General features: G+C 70.8%; 23 protein-coding genes. 14 read left to right on the top strand and 9 right to left on the bottom strand.

The annotated features are described in order from the left end of the window. Positions 1 to 473: 473 nt before the first annotated feature. Together ACWD5D_RS35065 and ACWD5D_RS35060 are read right to left on the bottom strand one after the other, a co-directional pair. Positions 474 to 863: a tetratricopeptide repeat protein gene (locus tag ACWD5D_RS35065; RefSeq protein ID WP_451376853.1), complete on the bottom strand. Its 390-nt coding sequence runs from the start codon at positions 861 to 863 to the stop codon at positions 474 to 476. A 266-nt stretch (positions 864 to 1,129) separates the two neighbouring features. Next, positions 1,130 to 1,339, bottom strand: a complete 210-nt coding sequence (locus ACWD5D_RS35060) for a hypothetical protein (protein ID WP_451376852.1) — start codon at positions 1,337 to 1,339, stop codon at positions 1,130 to 1,132. 494 nt (positions 1,340 to 1,833) lie between these two features. Here ACWD5D_RS35060 and ACWD5D_RS35055 point away from each other — a divergent pair, with 494 nt between their 5' ends. From ACWD5D_RS35055 to bla, 3 genes are all read left to right on the top strand, one after another. Next, positions 1,834 to 2,277 carry an SMI1/KNR4 family protein gene (locus ACWD5D_RS35055; RefSeq protein ID WP_451376851.1) on the top strand — a complete coding sequence of 148 codons (444 nt, stop codon included), beginning with the start codon at positions 1,834 to 1,836 and terminating at the stop codon, positions 2,275 to 2,277. A gap of 214 nt (positions 2,278 to 2,491) precedes the next feature. After that, positions 2,492 to 2,716, top strand: coding sequence for an Imm21 family immunity protein (locus tag ACWD5D_RS35050; RefSeq protein WP_451376850.1), 225 nt, complete (start codon positions 2,492 to 2,494; stop codon positions 2,714 to 2,716). A 361-nt stretch (positions 2,717 to 3,077) separates the two neighbouring features. After that, positions 3,078 to 3,971: a class A beta-lactamase gene (gene bla, locus ACWD5D_RS35045; RefSeq protein WP_451376911.1), complete on the top strand. Its 894-nt coding sequence runs from the start codon at positions 3,078 to 3,080 to the stop codon at positions 3,969 to 3,971. A gap of 12 nt (positions 3,972 to 3,983) precedes the next feature. Here the strand turns inward: bla and secD are convergent, their stop codons facing one another. The 5 genes from secD to ACWD5D_RS35020 all read right to left on the bottom strand — a co-directional run bounded on the left by secD (position 3,984) and on the right by ACWD5D_RS35020 (position 9,276). Then, positions 3,984 to 6,239: a protein translocase subunit SecD gene (gene secD / locus ACWD5D_RS35040; RefSeq protein ID WP_451376910.1), complete on the bottom strand. Its 2,256-nt coding sequence runs from the start codon at positions 6,237 to 6,239 to the stop codon at positions 3,984 to 3,986. 111 nt (positions 6,240 to 6,350) lie between these two features. Then, a complete protein-coding gene (locus ACWD5D_RS35035; RefSeq protein ID WP_451376849.1) occupies positions 6,351 to 6,791 on the bottom strand; it encodes a hypothetical protein in 441 nt (146 codons plus the stop codon). A gap of 140 nt (positions 6,792 to 6,931) precedes the next feature. Further along, complete coding sequence (locus ACWD5D_RS35030) at positions 6,932 to 7,615, bottom strand: response regulator (protein ID WP_451376848.1); 684 nt, start codon at positions 7,613 to 7,615, stop codon at positions 6,932 to 6,934. A gap of 2 nt (positions 7,616 to 7,617) precedes the next feature. Continuing rightward, positions 7,618 to 8,571: a sensor histidine kinase gene (locus tag ACWD5D_RS35025; protein ID WP_451376909.1), complete on the bottom strand. Its 954-nt coding sequence runs from the start codon at positions 8,569 to 8,571 to the stop codon at positions 7,618 to 7,620. A gap of 351 nt (positions 8,572 to 8,922) precedes the next feature. Beyond that, positions 8,923 to 9,276, bottom strand: a complete 354-nt coding sequence (locus ACWD5D_RS35020; RefSeq protein ID WP_451376847.1) for a VOC family protein — start codon at positions 9,274 to 9,276, stop codon at positions 8,923 to 8,925. Positions 9,277 to 9,656: 380 nt separating this feature from the next. On the opposite strand from ACWD5D_RS35020, the gene ACWD5D_RS35015 reads away from it, so the two are divergent. Genes ACWD5D_RS35015 through ACWD5D_RS35005 form a run of 3 tightly spaced genes read left to right on the top strand, consistent with a single transcriptional unit; the run spans position 9,657 to position 11,269 of the window. Next, positions 9,657 to 9,968, top strand: a complete 312-nt coding sequence (locus tag ACWD5D_RS35015) for a TraR/DksA C4-type zinc finger protein (RefSeq protein WP_451376846.1) — start codon at positions 9,657 to 9,659, stop codon at positions 9,966 to 9,968. 60 nt (positions 9,969 to 10,028) lie between these two features. Beyond that, positions 10,029 to 10,403, top strand: coding sequence for a TraR/DksA family transcriptional regulator (locus ACWD5D_RS35010; RefSeq protein ID WP_451376845.1), 375 nt, complete (start codon positions 10,029 to 10,031; stop codon positions 10,401 to 10,403). Further along, the gene (locus tag ACWD5D_RS35005; protein WP_451376844.1) at positions 10,400 to 11,269 is read left to right on the top strand and encodes a rod shape-determining protein; all 870 of its coding nucleotides are present in this window, start codon (positions 10,400 to 10,402) and stop codon (positions 11,267 to 11,269) included. The genes ACWD5D_RS35010 and ACWD5D_RS35005 overlap by 4 nt, the downstream gene beginning before the upstream one ends. 17 nt (positions 11,270 to 11,286) lie before the next feature. Here ACWD5D_RS35005 and sigJ read toward each other — a convergent pair whose 3' ends face one another. Beyond that, entirely contained in the window at positions 11,287 to 12,204 is a 918-nt protein-coding gene (sigJ, locus tag ACWD5D_RS35000) for an RNA polymerase sigma factor SigJ (RefSeq protein ID WP_451376843.1), read from the bottom strand. A gap of 102 nt (positions 12,205 to 12,306) precedes the next feature. Here sigJ and ACWD5D_RS34995 point away from each other — a divergent pair, with 102 nt between their 5' ends. From ACWD5D_RS34995 to ACWD5D_RS34985, 3 genes are all read left to right on the top strand, one after another. Next, positions 12,307 to 12,681, top strand: a complete 375-nt coding sequence (locus ACWD5D_RS34995) for a hypothetical protein (protein ID WP_451376842.1) — start codon at positions 12,307 to 12,309, stop codon at positions 12,679 to 12,681. Between the two features lie 328 nt (positions 12,682 to 13,009). Next, on the top strand, positions 13,010 to 14,155 hold the full coding sequence (locus tag ACWD5D_RS34990) for a helix-turn-helix transcriptional regulator (RefSeq protein WP_451376841.1): 1,146 nt from the start codon (positions 13,010 to 13,012) through the stop codon (positions 14,153 to 14,155). 149 nt (positions 14,156 to 14,304) lie between these two features. Continuing rightward, positions 14,305 to 17,022 (top strand): M4 family metallopeptidase, encoded by a 2,718-nt coding sequence (locus tag ACWD5D_RS34985; RefSeq protein ID WP_451376840.1) that lies wholly within the window; start codon positions 14,305 to 14,307, stop codon positions 17,020 to 17,022. A 199-nt stretch (positions 17,023 to 17,221) separates the two neighbouring features. Here ACWD5D_RS34985 and ACWD5D_RS34980 read toward each other — a convergent pair whose 3' ends face one another. After that, on the bottom strand, positions 17,222 to 18,667 hold the full coding sequence (locus tag ACWD5D_RS34980; protein WP_451376839.1) for a PucR family transcriptional regulator: 1,446 nt from the start codon (positions 18,665 to 18,667) through the stop codon (positions 17,222 to 17,224). 89 nt (positions 18,668 to 18,756) lie between these two features. Between ACWD5D_RS34980 and ACWD5D_RS34975 the strand changes: the two genes are divergently transcribed. From ACWD5D_RS34975 to ACWD5D_RS34955, 5 genes are all read left to right on the top strand, one after another. Then, positions 18,757 to 19,764 carry a DUF917 domain-containing protein gene (locus ACWD5D_RS34975; protein ID WP_451376838.1) on the top strand — a complete coding sequence of 336 codons (1,008 nt, stop codon included), beginning with the start codon at positions 18,757 to 18,759 and terminating at the stop codon, positions 19,762 to 19,764. Beyond that, positions 19,761 to 21,107: a hydantoinase/oxoprolinase N-terminal domain-containing protein gene (locus tag ACWD5D_RS34970; protein WP_451376837.1), complete on the top strand. Its 1,347-nt coding sequence runs from the start codon at positions 19,761 to 19,763 to the stop codon at positions 21,105 to 21,107. Before ACWD5D_RS34975 ends, ACWD5D_RS34970 begins: the two co-directional genes overlap by 4 nt. A gap of 64 nt (positions 21,108 to 21,171) precedes the next feature. Beyond that, the gene (locus ACWD5D_RS34965) at positions 21,172 to 22,587 is read left to right on the top strand and encodes a purine-cytosine permease family protein (RefSeq protein ID WP_451376836.1); all 1,416 of its coding nucleotides are present in this window, start codon (positions 21,172 to 21,174) and stop codon (positions 22,585 to 22,587) included. Between the two features lie 59 nt (positions 22,588 to 22,646). Next, positions 22,647 to 24,200: a hydantoinase/oxoprolinase N-terminal domain-containing protein gene (locus tag ACWD5D_RS34960; protein ID WP_451376835.1), complete on the top strand. Its 1,554-nt coding sequence runs from the start codon at positions 22,647 to 22,649 to the stop codon at positions 24,198 to 24,200. 1 nt (position 24,201) lies between these two features. Further along, positions 24,202 to 25,278, top strand: coding sequence for a DUF917 domain-containing protein (locus ACWD5D_RS34955; RefSeq protein WP_451376834.1), 1,077 nt, complete (start codon positions 24,202 to 24,204; stop codon positions 25,276 to 25,278). The last annotated feature ends 88 nt before the right edge of the window (positions 25,279 to 25,366 follow it).

Here is a 25,366-nt window from a genome sequence, read left to right as displayed (position 1 = left end):
CGACACCAACGCCGACCACCTCGCCGCCCGGCGCCTGGACCGGCATGGCAACCCGGTCGGCGAACCACTGCGTTGGGTGCCCAGGCCGGAGCCGTGCGCGATGCTGCGGCGGGCGATCAGCGGATTCACGCCGAGATGCCAGACCTTCGTGGAGTTGGACGGCCACCTGTTCGGCATGTCGATGTCGGACTGGGGCCACGCTGCCCGGGACGTCGCGGGTATGGTCCAGGTCATCGGCGAGACGGCGGGCGTCGCCAACGGCATCTGGTACGCGGCCGAGGACAACCACACCGACGCCGCACTGTCTATGGCCTCCGCCCTTCCGGGTGCCGGCAACGCCGTGACGGCCGCCCTTGCGTTCGTATCGGACGGTGAGGCGGCGGTAACCGAAGAGCCAGGTGAGGGGCCGTTGGATCTTCCAGCGGTGCCCGGCCGAGGCGCTGGCCCAGGATGCCAGAGGCACAGCCCGCCGTTCATTTTCCGTCCGGAATGCTGTCCCAGACTTTCTGCGCCTTGCCCCGCAAGCCAAGCCAGTCGTAATAGTGATAGAGGGTGTACATCGCCTCTATGTGCCCTGCGTCGGCACTTCTGCGAAGAAGAAGCTCGCCCTCTCGCGAGTCACCCTTCTTGATGAGAGCGACCCCTAGAAGATGCATGGCTTCCAGGCTTCCTTGTTCACAGGCTCGACGCAGCCATTGTTCCGCCTCGTCTGCGTCCTCCGGCGTACGCGCCGCGATTCTCGCAATGTTCAGCATGGCCTCCACATCACCGGAGGCGCCGCTGGCACGCCATGCGGCGATCTCTTCGGGTGTCTCTCCCCTGCGAAACCGCACCGACAAGCCCTCCATACTGTTCAGCCACACTCTCGTGGTCCACGACGACCGTCGTGGACCACGAGGTTAGGGGAAGTCTCATGTGGCGGGTTTGGTGAGCTTTTTGCAGCAGGTGAGAGTGGCTGCGAGGCCGAGGAAGGCAAGGAAGTGGCTCATGAGCGTCTGGTTCTCCTGTCGGATGGTTCATCCTGATTTCAGGAGGCCAGACACAAGCACCGAACCCATGCGCATCACGCGCCATTACGAACAGTCAGCATGCTGACGGGACACACCAGGCCCAGTTTGCGGCGCCGCGCCTACGGACCGCTCTGGCGTTTCACCCGGCGGCGCCGGTACAGGCCGTGCAGGTTGAGGGCGACCAGCAGGCCCGCCGTCAGCGGCCACCACCACGAGCTCCCGTTCTGGGCCATCTGTATGCCCTTCCACAACAGAGCGATCGAGACCAGCAGCCCGAGCAGTCCCATGGCGATGTCGAGTGGACCGCCATCCCGGAACGGATTCTGCATCTTCGTGTTCCTCCGCTCTGCGGGCTCGTGGGATCACGGCGTCAGCGAGTGTAGTACCTACCTGCTTGAAGCCATCGCCTGGGTGCAGGTTGAGAAATAGGCGCTCACGCGAAGTGACAGTGGGTCAGTTCCTCAGCGCCACCCCACCGCTCAACTTCGAAGACCCACAAAACCAATGTCGTGGAACAAGCCGCCCATCTCGGCATCGACCGCGAAAATCGTCCAACGCGACCCCGCCACCCGCAGCTTCCACGTCCAGCCCCGCCGCCTCACCCACGAAGCCACCACCAACTGGCATGACGCCCAAACCAAATGAAACAGACAGCCGAGTACTTAGGCAGGGCCAGGCAGTTCGACTCGTCACCCTCGTTTGGTGAGCTGATCCTCGATCCCGTCCTGCGCCACAGCCAGTTGCGTGGGACGGGACCTTTTTGTTGCTGTAAAGTCAGGTTTCGAATGGTCCCTTCATTCGGGGTATGGGAGCGTATTTTTCCATGGTGTGGCGCGAGTTCATCAACGGTATCGATGCCAGGGTCGAATTCAGTCAAGGTGAGTCGAGTGGTCGTATTGACGCGGCTGAACGTGCGCTGTCATGTCGGATCCCGGAGGCTCTGAGGGAACTCCTCATTGAGACTGGAAGCGTGACGCTCCTTGGGATTCCCGTCGCGTGGGGAGTGGACGACCTTGTGCGGGAAAATTTGGATTTGCGGAATTCTGCAGATTTTGCCGAACTGTACATGCCCTTCGATCCCCTTCTCTTTTTCGGCGCCGGTGGTGGAGGTGACCTGTTCGCTTTTGTGAGGCGACCCGAACGTGACCGTGACATCTTCGTGTGGGACCACGAGAGTGACGGCAGGTGGCGTGTGGCTTTCTCGCTGCGTGATTACCTCACGCAGGCGCTCCACGGGGCCGGTTCGGACTGGTTCCGTGACCGATAGGGTCATGCCAGCGCGGTCGCGGTGGCAGCCGTGTGCCGCCCGCCCCTGACCTCGGTCCATCAACTTGTAGGGTCCGGATGGGTTTCCGCAGCGACTCTGTCCGCGAGACCTCGAGTACATTCTGAAGCGGACTGGGTGGGCAAGGCTGTTGGCACCTGTCGTGAGTATGCGAGCGGATTGTCAAGGGGCTGGGATGCTGAGGAGGTGAGAGGCCGTGGACCTCGCGTGGGTTGAGTCGGAGGGTGGGCCGATGGTTGTCGTAGAGGAATCGATGAGAAACCTCTGGGGTGGCTACACGAACTCTGATTACGACCGCAGACATCGAGTCGGACACCGGAACATGCGCACGAGTCCACAAATTCGATCGAGTGGCCCAGGCGGTTGTGTGCAGCCCTTGAGCATGGCTGCCGGTCGGATGCGTACGTCGGTCGGGGCTTGATGCTGAGCTACGACGAGCGGAATCCTCCGTGCGCGATCGAGGTGGCTTCCTCTGTGCCCGCCAGCCTGCAAGGAGTTGGGCTGACCGGCCGGGACCACCGGGACGTAATCGCGGATCTGTGAGCCGTCGGGATGTCGCCCGGCGAAGTCGACAAGGAGTGGACACTGCCCGGGATGGGCATCGTTGTGGTCATGGAATGAGACCGGTGACCTGAAGAGGCCGCTCGTACGGGACTCGGTAAGCCGTCCGCTTCGAATTAACCGTCCAACTCGCCTTGATGCGCCAGGCGCTGTGATCTCGGCGTTCCCTGGCGTTCAGGTAGCGTCGAGGAAATGCCGAATACCCACATGAATGGGATTTCCTGGTGGACATCACTCGCCGCACCTCGCTCGCCACACTGACCGCGGTCGCCCTCACACCGCTTCTCGGCTGCACCACAGCTGGTGCCGCTGCTGCGCCAACGGCGCCCACCGCGGCGGCAGACGACGCCTTTGCCCGGCTGGAGGAAGGATTCGACGCTCGGCTCGGCGTCTACGCCCTCGACACCGGCAGCAGACGAGTCGTCTCCCACCGTGGCGACGAACGCTTCGCCTTCGCCTCCACCTACAAAGTCCTCGCCGCGGCGGCGGTGGCGAAGAAGAGCCCTGGGAATGGATTGGACCGTATCGTTCATTACACCCGAGAGGACCTGGTCGACCACTCGCCCATCACCGAAAAGCACCTCGGGACCGGTATGACGCTGCGCGCACTGTGCGACGCGGCTGTCCGCTACAGCGACAACACCGCCGGCAATCTGCTCTTCCACGACCTCGACGGCCCCAAGGGCTTCCAAGCCGTCCTGGCCGCCCTCGGCGATGACACCACCCACGCCGACCGCTACGAAACCGCCCTCAACGAAGCCACTCCGGGCGATCCCCGCGACACCAGCACCCCCCGAGCCCTGGCCACGGACCTCCACGCGTACTTCCTCGGCGACGCCCTCGACCCTGAAAGCAGGGCGCACGTCATCGACTGGCTCAGGCGCAACACCACCGGTGACAACCTCATCCGCGCCGGAGTTCCCGCCGGGTGGCGGATCGGGGACAAAACCGGCACTGCCGAATACGGCACCCGCAACGACATCGCCATCGCCTGGCCCCCCGACCGCGATCCGATCGTCATCGCCGTCCTCTCCAGCCGCGCCACCCAGGACGCCGGCTACGACGACCAGCTCATCGCACAAGCCGCCGAAGCCGTCGTCACGGCTCTGCTCTAGGAAGGCTCTGGTCTAGGAAGGCTCTCGGACGGGTCGCTGCCGGCGCCGCGACCGCGAGGAAAGGAAGCGCTGGTGGAGCTGGACCGCGACAGGTGCCGCGGTGAGGACGGAGGAGTACGTGCCGACGGCGAGGCCGATGAGCAGGGCCAGGGCGAAGTCGGTGAGGGAGGAACCGCCGAGCACGGCGAGGGCGGTGAGGATGAACGCGGCGCCCATGCCGGTGTTCACCGTGCGGGGCAGGGTCTGGACGATCGCCTGGTCCACGAGACCGGGCAACGGTGCCCGGGCGGAACGCCGGACCAACTCCCTGACGCGGTCGAAGAGGACCACGGAGTCGTTGACCGAGTAGCCGATCACGGTGAGCAGGGCCGCCAGGAACACCCCGTCGAGGGGCTTGCCGAGCCAGGCGAACACGCCGACCAGGATCACCACGTCGTGGGCGAGGGCGACGACCGCCGCGGTGCCGAACACCAAGCGGAAGCGCGCCGCGAGGTAGACGAGTTGTGCGCCGAGGGCCACGCCGAGCGCGATCAGGGCGCCCCGGCGCAGTTCCTCACCGAGACTGGGGCCGATCAGTTCGTCGCGGACCTTGTCCGCCCCGCCTGCGAGTTCACGCACGGTGCCGGTGACGTCGGCCTCCTGGGCGTCGGTCAGCTCGTCGGTGCGTACGGTCAGACCGCTGTCGCCCGTGGACTGCACGACGGCGCGGGGGAATCCGGAGTCGGCGAGGGCGGTACGGACCCGTTCGGGATCGACGGATCCCGTGGTGGAGTACTCGATGAGGCGGCCGCCGGTGAACTCCACGCCGAGCTCGACACCACGCACCGCGATGCCGCAGCCGGCCAGGACGAGCGCGACGGCGGAGACGGCCAGCCAGCGGCGGGGGTGGCGCATCAGCCGCAGGTCGCGCCGTGCGAGGTGTTCGCGGACGGCGCCCGTGGTCGCGATCCCGGTGAGACGGGGACTGCGGCGTACCCGGGGACGGCCCGCGGCGAACTCGGCGAGTACGCGGGTGATCACCAGGGCGCTGAACATGGAGGCGAGGACACCGATGCCGAGGGTGACACCGAAACCCCGTACGGGCCCGGAAGCCAGGAAGAACAGCAGGGCGGCCGCGATCAGCGTGGTGATGTTGGAGTCGGCGATCGCACTGAAGGCATTGCGGAACCCGGCCACCAGCGCCGAGCGGGTACTGGGGCGGCGGCGGGCCGCGTACTCCTCCCGGGCCCGTTCGAAGACCAGCACGTTGGCGTCCACGGCCATGCCGATCGCCAGGACGAAACCGGCGAGGCCCGGCAGGGTGAGGGTGGCGCCGAGCGCGGCCAGGACGGCGTAGGAGACAAGGCCGTAACAGCCCAGGGCGATCGCGGCCAGCACGCCCATGAGCCGGTAGGCGGCGATGATGAACAGCGAGGTCAGCACCGTGCCGATGCCCGCGGCCCATGCGCTCGCGGTGATCGCCTGCGCGCCCAGGGTGGGGCCGACCGTGCGCTGTTCGACGGTCTCGACGGGCACGGGCAGCGCACCGCCGTTGATGAGCAGGGAGAGCTCGCGGGCTTCGTCCGGGCCGAAGGAGCCCGTGATCTGCGTGGCGCCGTCCCGGATCCCGGTCCGGCAGCCGATGGACGGGTCGACCTGCGGCGAGGAGATGACCTTGTCGTCGAGGACGATGGCGACCCTGCGCGCCGGATCGCCCGCCGGCCGGCACGCGGCGTCGCCCGTCAACCGGGCCCAGCCGTCGCGGCCGGCCCCCTCGAAGCCCACGATGACGTGCCAACCGGCGCCGCTGTTCTGGTCGAACCGGGCGGCGGCATCCTTGACGTGCTCGCCGGTCAGCGCCGCGGCTCCCAGGCGCAGCCTTGTCCCGGACTCGTCGGGCAGGACGCGTTCGTGCGTTCCCCTCGGCAGGGGGAGAGGGGTTTCGCCGCCGTCAGTGGTGCCGAGCACCGGGTGGAAGGTGAGCTGGGCGGTGCGGCCCAGGACGTCGGCGGCCTTCTTCGGATCCTGTACGCCGGGCAGTTCGGCGATGATCCGGTTCTCGCCGGAGCGGACGAGGGTGGGTTCGGCGACGCCGAGTGCGTCGATACGGCCGCGCAGCACCTCCAGGGTGCGGTCGGTGGCCTCGCGGCCGGCCTTGGTGGTGGGGGTGGAGCGGGTCTCCAGCACGAGTTGCGTGCCGCCGCGCAGGTCGAGTCCGAGGCGGACGGGCACGGTGACGGCGATGTACACGGATACGGCGATCACGGTGAGGGCGAGCAGCGCCCTCATGCGCAGAGAACGGTTCAAGGGGGCCTCCGGCAGGCGCACCGCGGCCGCGCGGCGGCCAAGCGAGGGCCGCTGCGGGGCGAGGTGGGGCGAGGTGGGCTGTGAGCAGGGTTGTCAGGTGCCGGAGAACGCAGGGGGTGCCCGCCCCTGGAGGGACGATGTGTGGCGGTCCGTGGAAACGGTGTGCCCGGTGGGTGGCGTGTGACGCGCGGGACGGGGTGGGGTGACCGGCGTGCCCGGGGCGCAGGTGACAGCGTGGCCGCGCGGGGGGACGGGCTCGCCGTGCGGCTTCTGGCGGGTCGCCGTCCGGATGGTGCCGGACGTGTCGCACACGTCCTCGGCGAGGGGCCCGCTGTCCTGGTGGCGGCTGGTGATCGTTTCCTGATGGTGTTCGGTGATCGCGGCGTCGGCTGCCGTGCGTCCGCCCGTCGCACTCGGTGGGGGAGCGGCGGTGCTCAGCGCGGCCAGCAGCGCCAGTACGACGGCCGCCAGCAGCGCGACGAAGGGGCGCCGGGCGCTGCTCGTACCGGGGGCGGTGCGTGCCGTGCGGAGCATGCACCGTCCCCCTTCCGTCGTGGTGCGCGGTTCGTCATTGGTGGGTGGTGGGTGGTGGGTGTGGGTGATGTGCGCGGGGCCAGGGGGTTCCGGCTGGGGAGTGGCAGTCGGAACCCCCTGGCAGTCCTGTGGGCCGGGGATCAGGGTTCGATCAGGCCGGCTCGGATGGCGTACCGGGTAAGGCCCAGGCGGTCACGCAGGCCGAGTTTCTGCAGCAGGTTGGCGCGGTGCCGCTGGACCGTCTTGATGCTGATGAACAGCAGGTCGGCGATCTCCTTGGACGAGTGGCCCTCCGCCACCAGCTTGAGGACCTCCTCCTCGCGGGGCGTGAGGATCTGGTCGGGGGACTCCTCGCCGTGGCGGGCCCGGTCGAGGTAGTTGCGGATGAGCGCGGTGACCGCGCCGGGATAGAGGAAGGGTTCGTTGCGCATCGCGGCCCGGCAGGCGGCGACCAGGTCACGGTCGGCGACCGACTTCAGTACGTAGCCGCAGGCGCCGGCCTTCAGGGCCTGGAAGAAGTACTGCTCGTTGTCGTGCATGGTGAGCATCAGGATCCGCAGGCCCGGCTTGAGGGCGGCGAGTTCGCGTGCGGCCTGCAGCCCGGTCATGCGCGGCATGGCGATGTCGAGAACGGCCAGGTCGACCTGGTGGGTGCGGGCCAGTTCGATGGCCTCGGCGCCGTCGCCGGCCTCGGCGACCACTTCGAGGTCCGGTTCCTGGTCGAGGATGAGCCGCACACCGCGGCGGACCAGCGCGTGGTCGTCGGCGAGCAGGATACGGATCGGCTCCTGCTGCGTGCCGGCGGTCGTGGTGGAGTCGTGCATGGTCAGGGCTGCTTCCTGGAGACGGGCGCGGTGAGCTGGACCCGGGTGCCTGTGCGGGGTGCCGGAGTGATCTCGAGACTTCCCGAGATGAGAAGAGCTCGTTCGCGCATGCCGCGGATGCCGGCACCTTCGTGGGCGGCCTTGATGCCGCAGCCGTCGTCGGTGACCTCCAGCACCACGCTGTCGTCGGTGCGGCGCAGGGCGACCACGACGTTTTCGGCCTCCGCGTGCCGGGCGGCGTTGGTCAGCGACTCCTGGGCGACGCGGTAGAGGACCAGTTCCGTCTCCGGTGTGAGGTCGGGCAGGTCGGGATCGAAGCTGCGGGTGACCCGTAGCCCGGTGTGGGTGGCGAAGCCGTGGGTGAGCGAGGTCAGAGCGCTGACCAGGCCCAGGTCGTCCAGCACGCCGGGCCGCAGCCGGCGCACCAGGCGCCGGACCTCGTCCAGACTCTCGCGAGTGATCTCCTGCACCTCGTGCAGCTCCTCGCGCAGCGGCGCGGGCGCGTCGTCAGCGGCTCGCTTGAGCCCCAGCAGGATCGCGGTCATGCTCTGGCCGACCTCGTCGTGCAGCTCTTGTGCGATACGGCGGCGTTCGGTCTCCTGAGCCAGCAGGACCCGGGCGCTGCTGGTGGCCCGTTCCTGCTCCAGCCGCTCCAGCATGGCGTTGAACGTGCGGATCAGCTCGGCGACCTCGCCGCCGCCGGAAGCCGGCAGGCGCTGCCCGGGGCGCAGCAGGTCCACGGTGGTCATCAGCTTCGTGAGCCGGTCCAGTGGGGCCAGGCCGAGCCGTAGCAGTGCGGCGTTGGCGACCAGCATGACGGCCAGGCCACCGACCAGGATCACCGCCTCCGTGAGCACCACCGGTACCGAGACGGTCACCGGCGCCCACAGCAGCAGTGCGGTGGCTGTACCCAGCACCACGGCGTTGAGGGCGAAGATCCGCCAGAACAATGACACTGGCACTGACACTGCCTTGCGCCTCCCCATCTGTTACGACAACCTCGGTTCACCTCCACTGTCGGGCATAGTGCGGCCCCACCGTGTACACGGTGGCGGGGTGCTCGAGTGAGCTGCGGCCAGCCTGTCCCGGCCCGAGTGGCTCCGTCGATGGGACCCGGAGCCCATTTCCCGGGGTGCGCGCTACCCATCGGCGACCGACCGGCGACCGACCGGAGATCCGACCGGCGACCGGCCGGAGATCCGACGGGCGACCGGCCGGAGATCCGACGGAGAGCCGACGGGGTTCCGCGCAGAGTCCGCGCGTCCGGGCGTACAGACCCGCTGCTCGTGCCGACGGCGGAGAGCTCCTTACTGATGCCGCCTGCCAAGGACACAGAACTCGTTGCCTTCGGGGTCTGCCAACACGACCCAGGGCTGATCACCCTGGCCGATGTCCACACGCTGTGCGCCATGGGCCACGAGACGGGCCACCTCGGCGTCCTGATCATCCGGCACGAAGTCGAGATGCAGTCGGCTCTTGGCCTTCTTGGGCTCATCAAGCAGAACGAACTCCAGCCCCGGCGAGCGATCCGGCTCCGGGCGGATCGCGAACTCCACATCGGAGGAGTGGACCACGACCCAGCCAAGAGCCTCGGCCCACCACTGCCCCAGGGCATGCGGATCCGCCGAGTGAACAATCACATGTCGCCATTCCAAGGTCATCAGCCGAGCTTAGACCGGCCAGGGCTTCGGGAACAGGCACTCAACCCGTCGCACACCGCCCCCAGCCCAGGGGTGAGACCCGCGGGTTCGTGCCCGGACACCCTCAGGGATCAGCGAACCCGTCGGCTGTATCCGGCGCGGCCGCATGGATCCCTCATCCCGGCCCAAATGGGGCCGGCGACCGATAGGTATCCGTCGCCGTTCCGGCCAGGCTGGAAGACACACGCTCACCCAAGCCGGCGGGCGGCCCGGTGATGCCGACGGGTCGCCCGCCCTTCATCAGCCTGCGCGATGACGCGCGTGTCGTATGCCGTCGAAGCACGACGCGCGTGCAGTACGTCGTCGTCGCACGTCGTACGCCGTCGAGAAAGGGAGGGACCATGTCGCTCGACACCACCCGGGCCGCGATGCACCCGCACGAGTCCCGTCAACGTCTGGAACACGCCCGTGCCACCCGGCTGGCGCAGTTGCAGGCCCTCAACGAGACCGGGCAGAGCGCGGACGACCATCTCCTGTCGGTGCAGAGGACCGCGATGCACCGGGTTCTCAACGAGATCGAGGAAGCCTTCGCCCGTCTCCAGGACGGCACCTACGGAACATGCCTGAGCTGCGCCAAGCCCATCCCCGCCGAACGGCTGGAGATCCTTCCCTACACCGGCCACTGCGTCTCCTGCCAGCGCCGCACCGCCTGACCAGCACCCGACCGACCTTGTACGCCCTGCCTCAATACGCCCTGCCTCAAAAGGGGTGAAGTGGTGAACCACCAGTCGACCGGCCCGAGCACGACGCACCTGACGGCCCAGGACCTTGCCGCGCTGCGCGCGAACCTCCACGAGCAACTTCTGTTCCGCCAGGACCAGTTGCGTCAGCTCACCGGACCGGTCACCTCACGCGCCGAGGAGCAGCTCCAGCAGCGAGCCGCGGCCCAGCTCGAGGTCCGCGTCAAGCTCGCCGCCTCAGCCCGCATGGTCCTCGCCGACGTCGAAGCGGCCCTGCAACGCATGGACGAGGGCTCCTACGGCACCTGCCACATGTGTCGCCGTCCCATCGACCTGCAACGGCTGACGATCGTGCCGCAGGCCCGCTTCTGCACCCGCTGCCAGCAGGCCAAGGAGACGACGCGATGACCGGCACGCACCACCTGAGCACCGCCACCGCCCGGCACCGTGCCTGGCCGATGTGCCCGCGCTGCTGCGGCGTCGCCCTGGACATGGGCAGTGCCCGCACCCGCGCGTGGGTCGCCGGCAAGGGCGTGGTCGTCGACGTGCCGAGCGTGACGTACCCCGGCCCCGGCGCGGTGTACCCCATCCAGCGCGGCACCATCATCGACACCCCGGGGTGCGCCCGCATGCTGGAGCGCGTGCTCGGCCATCGTCTGCCCCGCTTCACCCGCCCCATGGTCATCGTCACCGCTCCCGTCCTGGACGGCGTCGCCTACCGCACCCAGGCGCGCGCCGCGATCGAGGTGCTCCGGCCGCGCACCGTCCTGACCGTGCCGAGCGCCCGCGGTATCGCCCTGGCCGCCGGCGCGGACATGACCCGTCCGCTGATGGTCGTGGACATCGGCGCCCACCTCACGGAAGTGGTCCTGCTGTACGACGGTGCGGTCACCGACGCGCGCCGGACGGCCCTGGGCACCAGCGACCTGGGGGAGACGGCCACGCCCGAGCAGATCACCGAGGCGGTCGCCTCCATGCTGACCGCGATGCTCCGTCAGGACCGCAGCTCACTCACCCTCGACGCCATGCAGCGCGGCATCCTCCTGGCCGGCGGAGGGGCCCTGCGCCCCGAGATCACCTACCGCCTGACCGGCCGGCTCCACGCGCCGCTCCGCGTGGTGCCGGCCCCCCACACCGCAGCTGTCCGAGGCGCCGCGAAGATCCTCCACGCCGCCCACACGCACCCCTGCGCCGCGGGCACGGTCCCACCCGTCGCCCGGCCCGACCAGGCCGTTTCCTCTGGCCCGCTCGATGATCCGGCGGAAACGGTCTAGCCTGGTCCAGCCCCGGTCTAGCCCTCCCGCGCCCACGGCCGCAGCTTCTCCGGGTTGCGGACCACCCAGATCCGGGTGACACGCCCGTCGGAGACGTCGAACGAGGCCACGGTCACGACGACGCCGGCACGCCGGGCCACCAGGCCCGGCAGACCGTTGACCGACCGCTCCAGGAGTTCGAGCCCTGGGGCCTTGTCGGCGATGGCGACCATGTACTGGGCGATGCGGGCGCCGCCCTCGACCGGGCGCAGGACGGTGCCGACCATGCCGCCGCCGTCGGCGGTCATCACGGCGGCGGGATTGAGGAGACCGACGAGGGACGCGATGTCCTTGGTCTCCCATGCCTCTTTCACGTGCCTCACCACGTCGGCCTGGCCGTTGGCCGTCACCGGAGCGCGCGCGACACTCACCCGCCGCCGGGCGGAGGCCGCCAGCTGCTTGCAGGCCGAGGGGGTCCGGCCGAGAACGTCGGCGATCTCGGCGAACGGATACCGGAAGACGTCGTGCAGGACGAACGCCACCCGCTCGGCGGGCGTCATCGACTCCAGGACGACGAGGAAGGCCATGGCCACCGACTCGTCCAGGACGATCTGGTCGGCGGGGTCCGCGAGGTCGGTGGGGCCGGTGCCGCCCGCGTGGTCCCATTCGGTGCGGTCGGGCAGCGGCTCGGGCAGCCACGCGCCGACGTAGCGTTCACGGCGGGCCCGCGCGGAGCCGAGCAGATCCAGGCAGATGCGGCCGGTCACGGTCGTCAGCCAGGCACCGGGGGACAGGATCTCCGCCTGCCGGCTTCGTGGCAGCCCGTACCAGCGTGTGTAGGCGTCCTGTACGGCGTCCTCGGCCTCGGCCACCGAACCGAGCAACCGATAGGCGACATTGATCAGTTGGCGTCGCTCGCCGGCGATCTCATCCGTGCCGGTCCCGACAGTCCCCATGCTTTCGTCCGCCCCCTCGCCTTACCTTCCGCACGCCCGCGTCGTCGGACTGGTGAGACCTTATCGATCTACTGCCCGAGCGGCGGAAAAGGGGACCGTGACATGGCCACTCAGGTGACGACGGCGGCGAACGCACAGCGCATCTCCTCGTTCCTGCGGATGGCGATCGCCTTGCAGACCCTGACCATCTTCCTTCAGGCGGTCTCCGCCGGACTGCTGCTGACGTCGTCCTACGGTGAGACGCTGCACGGTGTCGGAGCCCGTGTGATGTACGCGGCTTCGATGCTGTACGTGCTCGCGGCGGTGCTGGCGTGGAAGCCGGGCGGCGGTTCGACCCGACCCATCTGGCACGCGTCCGGCTTTCTCGTACTCGCCTCGGTGCAGGTCGTGCTCGGCATCGCGCATGTCCCGTCGGTCCATCTCCCCCTGGGCGTCCTGATGTTCGGCCTGAGTGTGCTGGCACTGGCCCGGCGCTGAGGTCCGCTACCGGGTACCGGCGGCGGGAAGCAGCCCACCACGGGCGGCTCGGGCGTAGCGCGGATCAGCCCGCCGCTGTGCCGTGCGCACAGCCCTACGGATAGCCTGCCCCCCGTCAACGACGTAGCAGAGCGGCAGGGGCAGGGCGCGACACGGTGGCGAGCAGTAAGGACCCATGCAGGGCGTTCGGCCGTTCCGACGCGTACCGCGGCGGTTTCGCCACGGCGGCCGAGGCCGTCGTCGCCGCGCCGGACGCCCGCAGGCTCGCCGACCGGGGCGAGGCGCCCTCCTCCGACGGATGCCGGAACGCCCCGAAAGGAGCTCGGCGTTGACAGCCGCCGGCACCCGGCCGGAGGGCCGCGAGTCCGGGCCGGCCCCCGAGGAGACCTTTCTGCCGGTCCCCACAGAGGCCTCCTTGCCGCCTCCCGCGGACGCCTCTCTGCTCACGCTGCTCGGCCTGAGCCTCCAGGAGGACGCCGTCTACCGGCTGCTCGTCGACCGGCCCGACAGCGGTCCCGCCGCGCTGGCGGACCGGTCGACGGGGCCGGTCCCCGAGGTGGCGCGCGCCCTCGACATCCTGGTCGAGCGCGGCCTCGCCAGCGCCGACCGCACCGATGACAGCGCCCCGCGCTACCGCGCCGCCTCGCCGGTACTCGCCCTCGGCCCGCTTCTCGAGTCCCGCCGCACGGCCCTGCACCGCGTCGAGTCCCTGGTCGCGGACCTCGCCGAGCGACACCGCTTCGCCCGCGCCCACACCACGGGCGCGCCCATCGAGGTGCTGTCGGGTGCCGCGGCGATCCGGCGCAGACTGCTGCTGATGCAGAGCCAGGCCGTCCGCGAGGTGTGCACCATGTTGCCGCTGCGACGGGTGCCCGCCGTGCTCTCCTTCGAGGAGAATCACGACGAGGTCGAGCACGAGATGTCCCGGCGCGGCGTCGTCATGCGCAGCGTCATCGAGCGTGACTGGCTCGAACAGCCCGAGACCGCCAACGCGTTGGCCTCCTACGTGGCCGAAGGCCAGCACATCGTCGTCGCCGACAAGGTGCCCGTCAAGCTGATCGTCGTCGACCGGCGCATCGCCCTGCTGCCCCTCGACCCGGAGCGCGAGGGCGAACCCGTGGCGCTCGTCGTGCACCGCACCGGGCTGCTCACCGCGCTCGGCTCGCTCTTCGACGAGTACTTCGAGAAGGGCTGGCGACTGCGCGACCCCGGCGGCGACCCCGGTCCGGTCGAATCCGTCGAGGACCAACTCGACGCCGCCGACCGGCAGATCGTCGCCTTGCTGCACGTCGGCCTCACCGACGCGGCCATCGCCCGCCAGCTCGGCATGGGCCACCGCACCGTCCAACGCAGGCTGCACGCCCTCATGGTGCGGGTCGGCGCCGCCACCCGCTTCCAACTGGGCTGGCACGCCGCCCGGTCCGGCTGGCTGGACGAGACATCCGCGAATCACCCCGGACCCCCCTGGAGTTGAGGCGCATTTACGCCACGGCACATTTGCGCCTGGCTTTACCCCTTGTTGACGGAACGGGCCGTGTCGAACCATCGAGGCCGATGCCCGGGGCCCTGCACCCCGCGCATCAGTGCGAGTTCACGTATCCGTACACGATGGAGAGGGCTCCCGTGCTTCCCACGAGACCGAGAAGACTCCGCCGAGTTCTGGCCACCACTGTGGTCGTCGCAGCCACCGGAGCGTCGCTGCTGACCACACCGGCCTGGGCCGAGGGCGAGGTACCGCAGCCCGCGAGCACGACCGCCGACCAGGTGCCGGTCGCACCGGCCATGACGGAGGGCCTGGACGCCGCCGCCCGCACCGGGACCCCCGCCGAGGCGGCCCGCGCGCACCTCAAGGCTCATCAGGACACGTACAAGGTCCCGGTCTCCGATCTGCAGACGCTGAAGACCACCGAGGTCGGCAAGGAGTCCTCGGTCCGCTTCCGGCAGAAGCACGACGGCGTGCCGGTCTTCGGAGCCGAGTACGCGGTGCAGACCGAGCCGGCCGACGGCGGCCAGAAGGTCCTCTCCGCCACCGGCACCCTGTACACCGACCTCACCGTCTCCACCACCCCGACGGTCACCGAGGCCACCGCGAAGCAGCGGATGTTCTCGCTGGACTCCCGTCTGGGCGCCGTCGACGGCGCCCAGACCGCCGAGCACGGCCTCGTCGTCCTGCCCAACTCCCGTGGTGGCAAGCTGGCCTGGCACTTCACCGTGACCGGAGCCCGCGCCGACGGCAGTCCGGTGCGCCAGGAGGTGTACGTCGACGCGAACGCCGGCGCCATCGCCCTGTCGTACAACAACGTCGACGCGGCCTACTCCGCGCCCGTGGCGGGGACGGGCGTGCGCGTGGACGGCACCGAGGCGAAGCTGAACGCCAACCAGGAGGCGGACGGCTCGTACACCCTGGTCGACTCCACCCGCGACATGTTCGCGCGGACCGGCGGTCAGATACGCACCTACGACGCGCAGCGCAAGAACTACACGCTCGTCGCGGGCGGCCCGGTCACCGACGACGTCCCGCTGGTGAAGTCCGCGACCGACCGGTTCGACGGCGCGAACACCACCTCCGGCGCCGTCGACGCCCACGTCAACGCCTCCAAGGTCTACGAGTACCTCAAGGACCAGCTCGGCCGTGACGGCATCGACGGCAAGGGCGGCAGCATCTACTCCGTCGTCAACGTCGCCAGCAACGGCAAGGACTACGCCAACGCCTTCTGGGACGGCTCCAAGATGGTGTACGGCCACATGAACGGCGTGCCGCTGTCGGTGGGCCTGGACGTGGTCGGCCACGAGATGACGCACGGCGTCACCGAGCACGCCGCCGGGCTCGTCTACCTCAACCAGTCGGGCGCCCTCAACGAGGCGATATCCGACTACTTCGGCAACGCCATGGAGACCGCCGACAAGGGCATCGCCATGAGCGACCCCACGTCCGGACTGGTCGGCGAGTACCTGTGCAACGGCACCAAGCCGCTCGCGGACTGTGCCCTGCGCGACCTGAACGACGGCCGTAGCGCGCAGAAGGACTACATCCCCGTCACGCTCGACTACGACAACGGCGGAGTGCACACCAACTCCACCATCGTCGGCGGCGCGATGTGGGACATGCGCAAGAGCATCGACAGCAAGCTCGCGGACCGGATCATCTACCGGGCCGCGGAGAACTACCTCACCCCGCTGTCCGGCTTCACCGACATGCGCAACGCCGTCACCCTCGCCGCGAAGTCCATGAAGGTCTCCACGACCGACCTCGCCGCGATCGACAAGGCCTTCGGCGACCACGGCATCGAGCAGGGCTGGGAGCAGAAGGGCGGCACGCACGACGGCACCACCATCGGCGCCGACGTCCTGCCCGCCTACGAGGTCTACGGCGGCGTCGACGAGCAGGCCGCCCAGGTCAACGGTGACGTCTACGCCATCGGCCACGGCGACGCCATCGCCTGGGACCAGGGCGGCGCCGCGTTCGGCATCACGGTGGGCCGGTTCAGCAAGCAGAACGGCGCCTCCGACCACGAACTCGCCCAGCGGGGCGCCTACCTGATCGATCCGTCCCTCGACAGCGACCGCGTCGTCTTCACCCGGATCACCGCCGACGGCGTCGGCATCTACCAGGCCGGCGACAAGGGCCAGGGCGAGATCAAGAAGCTGGTCGACGAGCCGGGCGCGGACGAGACCGAGCCGGTCACCGAGAAGGGCGCCGTCGCCTACATCAGCACCACCCCGGAGGGCGAGCAGGACGTCATGCTCCGCAAGGCCGACGGCACCACGGTCAACGTGACGCCCGAGCCCGGCACCAGGGCCTCCCACCTCGCCATGAAGAACGGCACCATCGCGTGGGCCGGCGGTGACGGCACGTACCTCTACGTCCACGACATCGCCACCGGCACCACGCAGAACAAGCGGATCGGTGGCTTCCTGTTCAACTACATCTCGGATATCCAGCTCACCTCGGACCGCGTCTTCTACCGCGTGACGGGCGGCTTCCTGATCCCGAGCACCACGCTCGGCTCGACGCCGGCCGACGACGTGACCAAGATGGCGAACCTGCGCTACCCGTCGAGCCTCTACGTCGCCCAGTTCTCCGTGAACGACACCTACCTGGCGTACTCGACGTACACCATCTGGGGCGCCCTCGGAGCCTGGGACGGAACCCCCAAGGTGAAGGTCGCCAAGACCTCCGACGTGCTGGCCGGTGTGAACAACTTCAGCCGCGTCTCCTGCTCCTCCGGCTCGCAGCTGGCCCCGTCCCTCGGTGACGGGCAGCGCGTCGTCTGGCTGGACACCACCGCCGCCGCGACGGACGTCGTGACGCGCGAGACGTTCGCCGGCACCTGCGCCTGACCCCGACGGCAGTACGGCACTGAAGGCGGCCACCCGTTCAGTTCAACGGGTGGCCGCCCCGTGATTCTCCAGACCGAGACCCGTCCTCCGACGACGCGATGCCCGCTCCACAACCTGGCGCCGACCGGCCCCCAGCCGATCCTGCATCCGGCTGTCGTCCCGCAAGGACGGCGCAGAACACGGCACATCGGCGGACATGTCAGGCCGAGAGCCAGGCGCGGCAGGCGAGCTGGAGGGCGAGGCGCTGCTCGGCGTCGTCCAGGTCGGCGCCGGTCAGGGCGGTGAAACGGTGGATGCGTGCGCCGACCGCGTTGCGGTGCAGATGGAGCACGCCTGCCGCGTGGGTGGGGGAGTTGTTGCCGTCCAGGTAGACCTGGACGGTCCGCAGCAGAGGTTCGGCCCGCTCGCGGCCCAGGGCGAGGACGGGGGCGAGGAGATCGTCGACCGCCTCGCGGGCGGCGTCCGAGGCGTACCACTCCAGCAGCATCCGGTCCAGCCCCGCCGCGTCATGGGCGGCCACCGGGCCGGCGCTGTCGCGCAGGAGCGCGGCACGGGCCTCGCGTGCGCTGGTCCGGATGCCGAGCGGCCCGCGGTGGACGGAGCCGATACCGCACCGCAGTCCGGCCTGCGGATGCAGGGACCGCAGCTCCTGGACGGCCGCGCGGGCGCGGGCGGAGAGGGCACGCAGACCCGGTCCGCCCGGGTGCGCATGGTGGGTCCAGAGCAGCACCAGGGCGTCGTCCACCACCGCCGCGATCCACGGCATGCCCTGTTCCGGGGCGAACTGACGCGTCAGCGCGAGCGTGTTGACGCGTTCCAGGAACTCGTAGCGCTCGGCGTCGTCGAGGGCGGCCGGCTCCAGCCGCAGTGCCACGTGCCACCCGTCCACGGGAAGGTCCAGGGAGCGGCCGCGGACGGCCAGGCGGGTGGCTTGGTCCTGGGGAGCCGTGAGCAATTCCGCCAGCAGTCGCCCCCGGGAGCGCAGGCGGGCGTCCTGGGGGCCGCCTCCCGCTGCGGCGGCCAAGGCCGCCAGTGTCAGTACGGTCCGCACGGCGGTAGCCGCGTGCCCGCGCTCCGCCGGGGTGGCGAAGCACGCCTCGCCGGCCGGTGTGGCGGCCCGGGCCTCGGCTTCGCCCGGGCCGGCGGGCCGCAGTTCGACCGGGGCGCGGAGCGCCTGCCCGGCCAGAGCCGCCAGGTCCTCGGGGTCGCCGCCGGCCCGGGAGAGGGTGCGGGCGGCGGCGTCCACCCGGGCCAAGGCGTCCGACGCGTCGCCGGAGGCCGCCCGGTCGAGGGCGACGACGAGCGCCGCCAGATCCCCCGCGCCTGTGCCCTCCGCCTGAAGCAGCAGGGCCAGGCCGCCGCGCTCGGCGAGCACTGTCACGGTCCGGGGCAGCGGCTGCGGCACGGGGCGGGTGAGCACCAGCGCGGCGGCGTCGGCCGCCACGAGGTCGCGGACCGCGACGTCGATCAGGTGCCCCGGCAGGTCACCGATGAGGATCGCCACGCTGCCGCGCGGCACCTCGGCCAGTCGCTCCGGGCGCTGCTCCAGACGCACGCCCGTGACGGCCTTGGCGTCGAGGGGGCCGGCGAGGCGGCTCAGCGCCTCCAGGCCAGGGGCGGACAGCAACTGGGACAGAGTCGACACCGCAGCATTGTGCTCCGAGCACAGGAAGCCCGGCAAGAGAGGGCTGCGGGCCCATAGGAACCAGGCGCTCCGTTCGTACAGTGATGGTCATGCACCTGGACACGGACGCACTCGCCTCCCTCGCCCGGGGCTGCGCCGTCCTCGGCTCGGGCGGCGGCGGCCCCGCGGCCCCCATGATCCCGCTCGTCGAGGCCGCCCTCGGCGAGTGCGGTCCCGTTGCGTTGGTGCACCCGGCCGACCTGCCCGCTGACGCCCTGGTCATGCCGGTCGGCATGGTCGGCTCGTCCGCGGTCGGCGCCGAGCGGATCGGCGGCCGTGCCGAACCCGCCCGGCTGCGGGACCGCGTCGAACAGCAGCGTGGCGGACCCGTCGCCGCCGTCATGGCGAGCGAGATCGGCGGCCAGAACGGCTGTCTCGCCCTCGCCTTCGCCGCCCGCTGCGGCCTGCCCCTCCTCGACGCCGACTCCATGGGACGCGCCTACCCGCTGATGCACCAGAACGTCCTGGAGCTCGCGGGCATCCGCCCCGGCCCCACGCTCGTCGCGGACGAGCGCGGCCGGACCGTCGTCGTCGACCACGTGGACGGGCCGCACCTGGAGCACCTGGTCCGGGCCGCGGTCGACGCCCTCGGCGGCCGCGCCGTGTGCAGCGACTACCCGCTGACCGCCGGACAGGCCGCCGACAGCGCCGTGCTCGGAACCGTCAGCCTGGCGCTGCGTCTCGGCGCCGGCGAACTGCCCGAGCCGCTGCTGACAGGCAAGGTGACGGCGGTGCAGCGGCACGGCGCCGCCGCGGTCAGCGTCCTCGTGGACGGCCTCGGTCCGGACAGCGGACGGCTGCTGCGCGTCGAGGCCCGCAGCGAATTCGTCGCAGCCGTCGCCGAGGGCCGCGCCCTCGCCCTCGTACCGGACGTCATCGCCCTGCTCGACGCCCGCACCGGGGAGGCCGTCGACGTCGAGGACGTTCGCTACGGACTGCGCGTGCGCGTCCTCGCCCTGCCCGCCCCACCCATCTGGTACACCCCGGCGGGCCTCGCCCTGGGCGGGCCCGAGGCCTTCGGCCTCAGCGGCCTGGTCCGCGAGGAGGTGCGTGCGTGATCGCCATCGGTGTCAAGGTCGGCGGCAGCCGCACCGATGCCGTCGCCCTGCACGAGGGCGCGGTGATCGCCAAAGCCGTCGCCCCCAGTCTGCCCGGCGACCCCGTCCGCTCCCTCGCCGACGCGGTCCGCAAGCTGCCGGCCGCCCACCGCGCCGAGGCCGTCCAGCTCAGCGTCGGGCTCAACACCGCCGCGCGCGCTGTGATGGAGCGTCAGGGCCTGGCCCGGGTCGGCGTCCTGCGCATCGGGGGAGCGGCCGTCGACGCCGTCCCGCCGGGCTTCGGATGGCCCCAGGCACTGCGCCGGGCCGTGCTCGCCGACTGGGAGAACGTCGACGGCGGCGCCGGACTCACCCCCGCCCTGCGCACCCCGCTCGACCGCGCGGCGGTCACCCGTTTCGCCGAACGCACCCGCGGCCGGGTCCAGGCCTATGCCGTCACCGGCGTCTTCGCCCCCGCCGACGGCAGCCAGGAGCGAGAGTCGGCGGACCTGCTCGGGGCCGAGGTGCCCGTCGTCCTGTCGGGCGAGGTCGCCGGCCTCGGCCTGGTCGAGCGCGAGAACGCCACGGTGCTGCACGCCGCGCTGAGCTCCCTCGTCGCCCGGCTCGCCGACGAACTCAGCGTCGCCGCGAGCACTCTCACGCCCCGTGCGACGGTCCTGGTCACCCGCCACGACGGGACGCTCGCCGGTCTCGACTACCTGCGCCGCCAACCCGGGCTGACCCTGGGCAGCGGACCTGCCTCCACCATCCGCGGCGCCGCCCTGCTCGCCGGACTCGACGACGCGCTCGTCGTCGACGTCGGCGAGCGCCGCTGCCGCATCGGCGCGTCGACCCAGGGCTACCCCCAGGAGGCCCGGGCCGGCGAACGTATCGGCGGCGTCCAGGTCAGCCTGCGCTTCCCCGAACTGACCGTGCTCACCGACCCGCTCCACCGGCTCGACGAGCTCGCCGAGGCCGTGGACAGCATGCAGCCCGGCGCCGAGCCGCTGCCCGTGGTCCTCGTCGGCCCCCGTGCCGCAGCCGTCCCCGACCACGCGCTGCCGGGCCTGCGCCTGCTGCGCCCGGAGCACGGCGAGGCCGCCGGTGCCTACGGCGCCGCCGCCAGCCTGGTCGGCGCAGGCCACGAGCGGATCTACCGCCCGGGCGACCGCAGCGACCCCGACGGCCCGCACCTCGACGCGGTCCGGGACGAGGTCCGTGAACTCGCCCGCGCCGGCGCGGTACGCGCCGGGGCCGACCCCCGAAGCGTCGACGTCCGCGTCGACCCCGAACTTCCGGTGCCGTACCTACCCGGTGCAGTCCTCATCCGGGCCCGGGCCATGGGGCCACCCCTCCCCCTGTGACCGTCGCCCATTCAGCCTGCGAGCGCAGGCCCGCCCCCGCCTGCCACGACCGAAGGACCGCCCCATGCCCCTGCTCGACGAGCGCGAGGACAGAACCACCGGCACCGGACCGGACCAGGACTACCCGCTGGAGCGGGTGCCCCGGTCCGCCCGCTACCCCTGGTTCAACGTCGCCCTGCAGCGCTTCGGCCAGCTCTCCGACCTCACCCAGTTCCTGCTCGGCGCCACCCTCGGGGCGGGCCTGTCCTTCTGGGGCGCCTTCTGGGCCTTCACCCTGGGCTCGGTGATCCTCGAGATCGTCTGTATCTTCGTCGGCATCGCCGGACAGCGCGAGGGCCTGTCCACCTCCGTGCTGGTCCGCTGGACCGGCTTCGGCCGCTACGGCTCCACCCTGATCGGCCTGGTCATCGCCGTCAGCCTGTTCGGCTGGTTCGGTGTCCAGACCGCGGTCTTCGCCGCCGGACTCCACTCCATCGTCCCCTCCCTGCCCCTGTGGACCTGGTGCCTGATCTGCGGACTGGGCGTCACGGCCCTGGTGCTGCGCGGCTTCCGCTCCATGGGCTGGACCGCGGCGGTCACCGTGCCCGCCTTCCTCGGTCTGGCCGGCTGGTCGATGACCGTCCAGATCTCCCGGCACTCCATCGGCGACCTTGTGGCCTCCGCCCCCTTCGGCGCGCACATCTCCGTCGCCACAGGTGCCACCATCGTGGCCGGCTCCTACATCCTCGGCGCCGTGGTCACCCCCGACATGACCCGCTTCAACCGCAACGCCGGTGACGTCGTCAAGCAGACCGTCGTCGGCATCTCCCTCGGCGAATACGTGCTGGGTCTCGCCGGCGTCCTGCTGGCCTACGCGGTCAAGTCCTCCGACCTGATCGCCATCATCACCTCCTCCTCAGGCGTCATCGGGGTGATCGTCCTGGTCTCCGCGACCGTGAAGATCAACAACTGGAACCTCTACTCCGCCGCCCTCGGCCTGATCAACGCCGCCGAGTCCCTCTTCCGGGTCCGCCTCAACCGCGTCGCCGTCACCGTCGTCATCGGCGTCCTCGGCTCCCTGGCCGCGGCAGCCGGAATCCTCGACCGCTTCGTGGACTTCCTCACCATCCTGGGCGTGCTCACCCCGCCCGTCGCCGGAATCATGGTCGCCGAGTACTTCCTGGTGAAGAAGTGGCGCCCGCAGCTCGACGCCTCCCGCGCAGCCGGCCGCCTCCCCGAGACCGAGCCGGCCTGGGTCCCCGCCACCGCAGCCATCTGGATCACCTCCACCGTCATCGGCTGGCTGAGCGACCACTACCAGTGGTGGGGCATACCCGCCCTCAACTCGCTGCTCCTGGCCGGAGCCGGCTATCTGCTGCTCGGTCGCCTCGGCCTGGTCCGCGGTGCCGGGGAACTGCCCGTCGAGCAGCCCGAGCGCCCGGCCGCCCAGCTCGAGGCCGAAGCCCTTGCCGACGCCCGAGTTGTGGCACCGGCGCTCTGACGCCCCGGCGCCCCCCCGCACCTCCCGGCCCTGTGCCACGACCGAACGGACAGCCCCGCATGCGCATCGGCATCGACGTGGGCGGCACCAACACCGACGCCGCCCTGCTCAGCGACGACGACCGCGTCCTCGCCACCGCCAAGTGCCAGACCACCCCCGACATCACCAGCGGCGTGACCGCCGCCATCCGCGCCCTCAGCGCACCCGCCGAGTCCGTCACCGCCGTGATGATCGGCACCACCCACTTCCTGAACGCCCTCGTCGAGGGCTCCCGGCTCACCCCCGTCGCCGCCGTCCGCCTCGGCCTGCCCGCCACCGCGGCGCTCCCGCCGATGACGGACTGGCCCGAACGCCAGCGCGCCGCCGTGGCCGGCCACGCCTACCTCTGCCACGGCGGACGGGAGTTCGACGGCCGCCCGCTCTCGCCGCTCGACCCCGAGGAGCTCAAGCGCACCGCGGCCGACATCGCCGCCCGTGGGATGCGTTCGGTCGCCGTCTCCGCCGTCTTCTCGCCTGTCGCCGAGGAGGACGAGAAGCGCGCCGCCGAGATCCTCGCCGCCGAACTCGGCCCCCACGTCCGCTTCTCGCTCTCCCACGAAGTCGGCCGGATCGGCCTGCTCGCCAGGGAGAACGCCACCGTCATCAACGCCGCACTGCTGGACCTCGCCGCACACATCGTCGAGTCCTTCGGCAAGGCCCTCATCGACGTCGGCATCACCGCGCCGTTCTTCCTCTCCCAGAACGACGGCACCCTGATGGACCTCGACCACGCCCGCAACTACCCGGTCGCAACCTTCGCCTCCGGGCCCACCAACTCCATGCGCGGCGCCGCCTTCCTCTCCGGCCTTGCCGACTGCGCCGTCGTCGACGTCGGCGGCACCACCGCCGACGTCGGCATCCTCACCGGCGGCTTCCCCCGCGAGGCCGCGGGGGAGAGCGAGGCCGCCGGCATCCGCACCAACTTCCGCATCCCCGACGTGATATCCCTCGGCATCGGCGGCGGCTCGCTGGTCACGCCGGGCGGGGAGACCGGGCCGCGCTCGGTCGGCTACCGGCTCACCGAGGAGGCCCTCGTCTTCGGCGGCGACACCCTCACCGCCACCGACCTCGCCGTCGCCGCCGGACGCGCCGACATCGGTGACCGCACCCGCGTGGCCCACCTCGACCCCGCCTTCGTGGCACACGCACTGGAGCGGATCGCGGATCGCCTCGCGGAGACCGTCGACCGGATGCGGACCTCGGCCGCCGACCTTCCTGTCGTCGCCGTCGGAGGCGGCTCCGTCCTCGTCCCCGGCACCCTGCCCGGCTTCGAGGACGTCCGCCGCCCCGGCCACTTCGACGTCGCCAACGCCGTCGGCGCCGCCATCGCCCAGATCGGCGGCGAGATCGACCGGGTCTTCAAGGTCCCCGACGGCGGACGGGACTCCGTGCTCGCCGAAGCCCGCGCGGAGGCCACCGCCCGAGCGGAAGCGGCCGGCGCACGCCCGGGCAGCGTACGCGTCGTCGACATCGAGGAGGTCCCGCTCGCCTACCTCCCCGGTGGCGCCACCCGGATCCGGGTGAAGGCCGTCGGTGATCTCGAACTCGCCCGCCTCACCACCACCGGAGCCTGACATGCGTGAGATCACCCTCGACCACCTCGACGACATCGCCCGCGGCGCCGGCATCCTCGGCACCGGAGGCGGCGGCGACCCCTACGTCGGCAAACTGCTCGCCCGCGAGGCGATCCGCCGCCACGGACCGGTCACCGTCGTCGACATCGACGAAGTCCCCGACGACGCACTGGTCGTCCCGGTCTCCGCCATGGGCGCCCCCACCGTCCTGCTCGAACGCATCCCCAACGGCACCGAGGAACTCCTCGCCCTGCGCGCCCTCGAACGCCATCTCGGCCGGCAGGCCACCCACATCGCGCCGATCGAGATCGGCGGAATCAACTCCATGCTCCCCATCGCCTGCGCCGCCGCGGCCGGCCTCCCACTCGTCGACGGGGACGCGATGGGCCGAGCCTTCCCCGAGGCACAGATGGTCCTGCCGGCCCTGATCGGCGTGAGCGCCACGCCCATGGCCCTGGCCGACGACAAGGGCAACACCGTCATCATCGACGCCGTCTCCGGCCACGCCGCCGAACGCCTCGCACGCGCGGTCTGCGTCGAGCAGGGCTGCCAGATCTCTTGCGCCGACACGGCCATGACCGGCGCCCAGGTCGCCCCCGGCCTCGTCGCCGGGACGCTCACGCTGGCCGAGAACCTCGGCATCGCCGTCCGGGAGGCACGGGCACACCACCGCGACCCCATCACGGCAGCCCTGCGCCTGCTCGACGGCAAGCACCTGTTGACGGGCAAGGTGGTCGACGTCGGCAGGCGGACGGAGGGCGGCTTCGCCCGCGGCCGCGCCAAGATCGACGGCACGGGGGCGGACGACGGCCGGATCCTCGAACTCGATTTCCAGAACGAGCACCTGCTCGCCACCCGTGACGGCGAGACCGTGGCCACCACCCCGGACCTGATCTGCGTCCTCGACACCGAGACCGGCGACCCGGTCACCACCGAAGGCCTGCGCTACGGCCTCCGGATCACCGTCATCGCCGCGCCCTGCGACCCTCGCTGGACCACCCCCGCAGGCCTCGCCCTGGCCGGGCCGGCCTACTTCGGCTATCCCGTGGACTACCTGCCATTCGCCACAGACGCCTAATGGGACTTGCCGGGTCGGAGAGACTCGGTGCCGTAGCCGCCAGCAGGTGAGCACTCATGCCGCCGGAAGCATCCGACTTCTGTGGTCA

Source organism: Streptomyces sp. NPDC002520 (genome assembly GCF_053595235.1).
This window is presented reverse-complemented; position numbering and strand designations above follow the sequence as displayed.

What these genes read in the sequence shown, in the direction of transcription:
- ACWD5D_RS35060 (WP_451376852.1), bottom strand. Translation starts at nt 1,339, where the DNA reads ATGCAGAATCCGTTCCGGGATGGCGGTCCACTCGACATCGCCATGGGA.
- ACWD5D_RS35055 (WP_451376851.1), top strand. Translation starts at nt 1,834, where the DNA reads ATGGTGTGGCGCGAGTTCATCAACGGTATCGATGCCAGGGTCGAATTC.
- secD (WP_451376910.1), bottom strand. Translation starts at nt 6,239, where the DNA reads ATGAGGGCGCTGCTCGCCCTCACCGTGATCGCCGTATCCGTGTACATC.
- ACWD5D_RS35035 (WP_451376849.1), bottom strand. Translation starts at nt 6,791, where the DNA reads ATGCTCCGCACGGCACGCACCGCCCCCGGTACGAGCAGCGCCCGGCGC.
- ACWD5D_RS35030 (WP_451376848.1), bottom strand. Translation starts at nt 7,615, where the DNA reads ATGCACGACTCCACCACGACCGCCGGCACGCAGCAGGAGCCGATCCGT.
- ACWD5D_RS35020 (WP_451376847.1), bottom strand. Translation starts at nt 9,276, where the DNA reads ATGACCTTGGAATGGCGACATGTGATTGTTCACTCGGCGGATCCGCAT.
- ACWD5D_RS35015 (WP_451376846.1), top strand. Translation starts at nt 9,657, where the DNA reads ATGTCGCTCGACACCACCCGGGCCGCGATGCACCCGCACGAGTCCCGT.
- ACWD5D_RS35005 (WP_451376844.1), top strand. Translation starts at nt 10,400, where the DNA reads ATGACCGGCACGCACCACCTGAGCACCGCCACCGCCCGGCACCGTGCC.
- sigJ (WP_451376843.1), bottom strand. Translation starts at nt 12,204, where the DNA reads ATGGGGACTGTCGGGACCGGCACGGATGAGATCGCCGGCGAGCGACGC.
- ACWD5D_RS34995 (WP_451376842.1), top strand. Translation starts at nt 12,307, where the DNA reads ATGGCCACTCAGGTGACGACGGCGGCGAACGCACAGCGCATCTCCTCG.
- ACWD5D_RS34975 (WP_451376838.1), top strand. Translation starts at nt 18,757, where the DNA reads ATGCACCTGGACACGGACGCACTCGCCTCCCTCGCCCGGGGCTGCGCC.
- ACWD5D_RS34965 (WP_451376836.1), top strand. Translation starts at nt 21,172, where the DNA reads ATGCCCCTGCTCGACGAGCGCGAGGACAGAACCACCGGCACCGGACCG.
- ACWD5D_RS34960 (WP_451376835.1), top strand. Translation starts at nt 22,647, where the DNA reads ATGCGCATCGGCATCGACGTGGGCGGCACCAACACCGACGCCGCCCTG.
- ACWD5D_RS34955 (WP_451376834.1), top strand. Translation starts at nt 24,202, where the DNA reads ATGCGTGAGATCACCCTCGACCACCTCGACGACATCGCCCGCGGCGCC.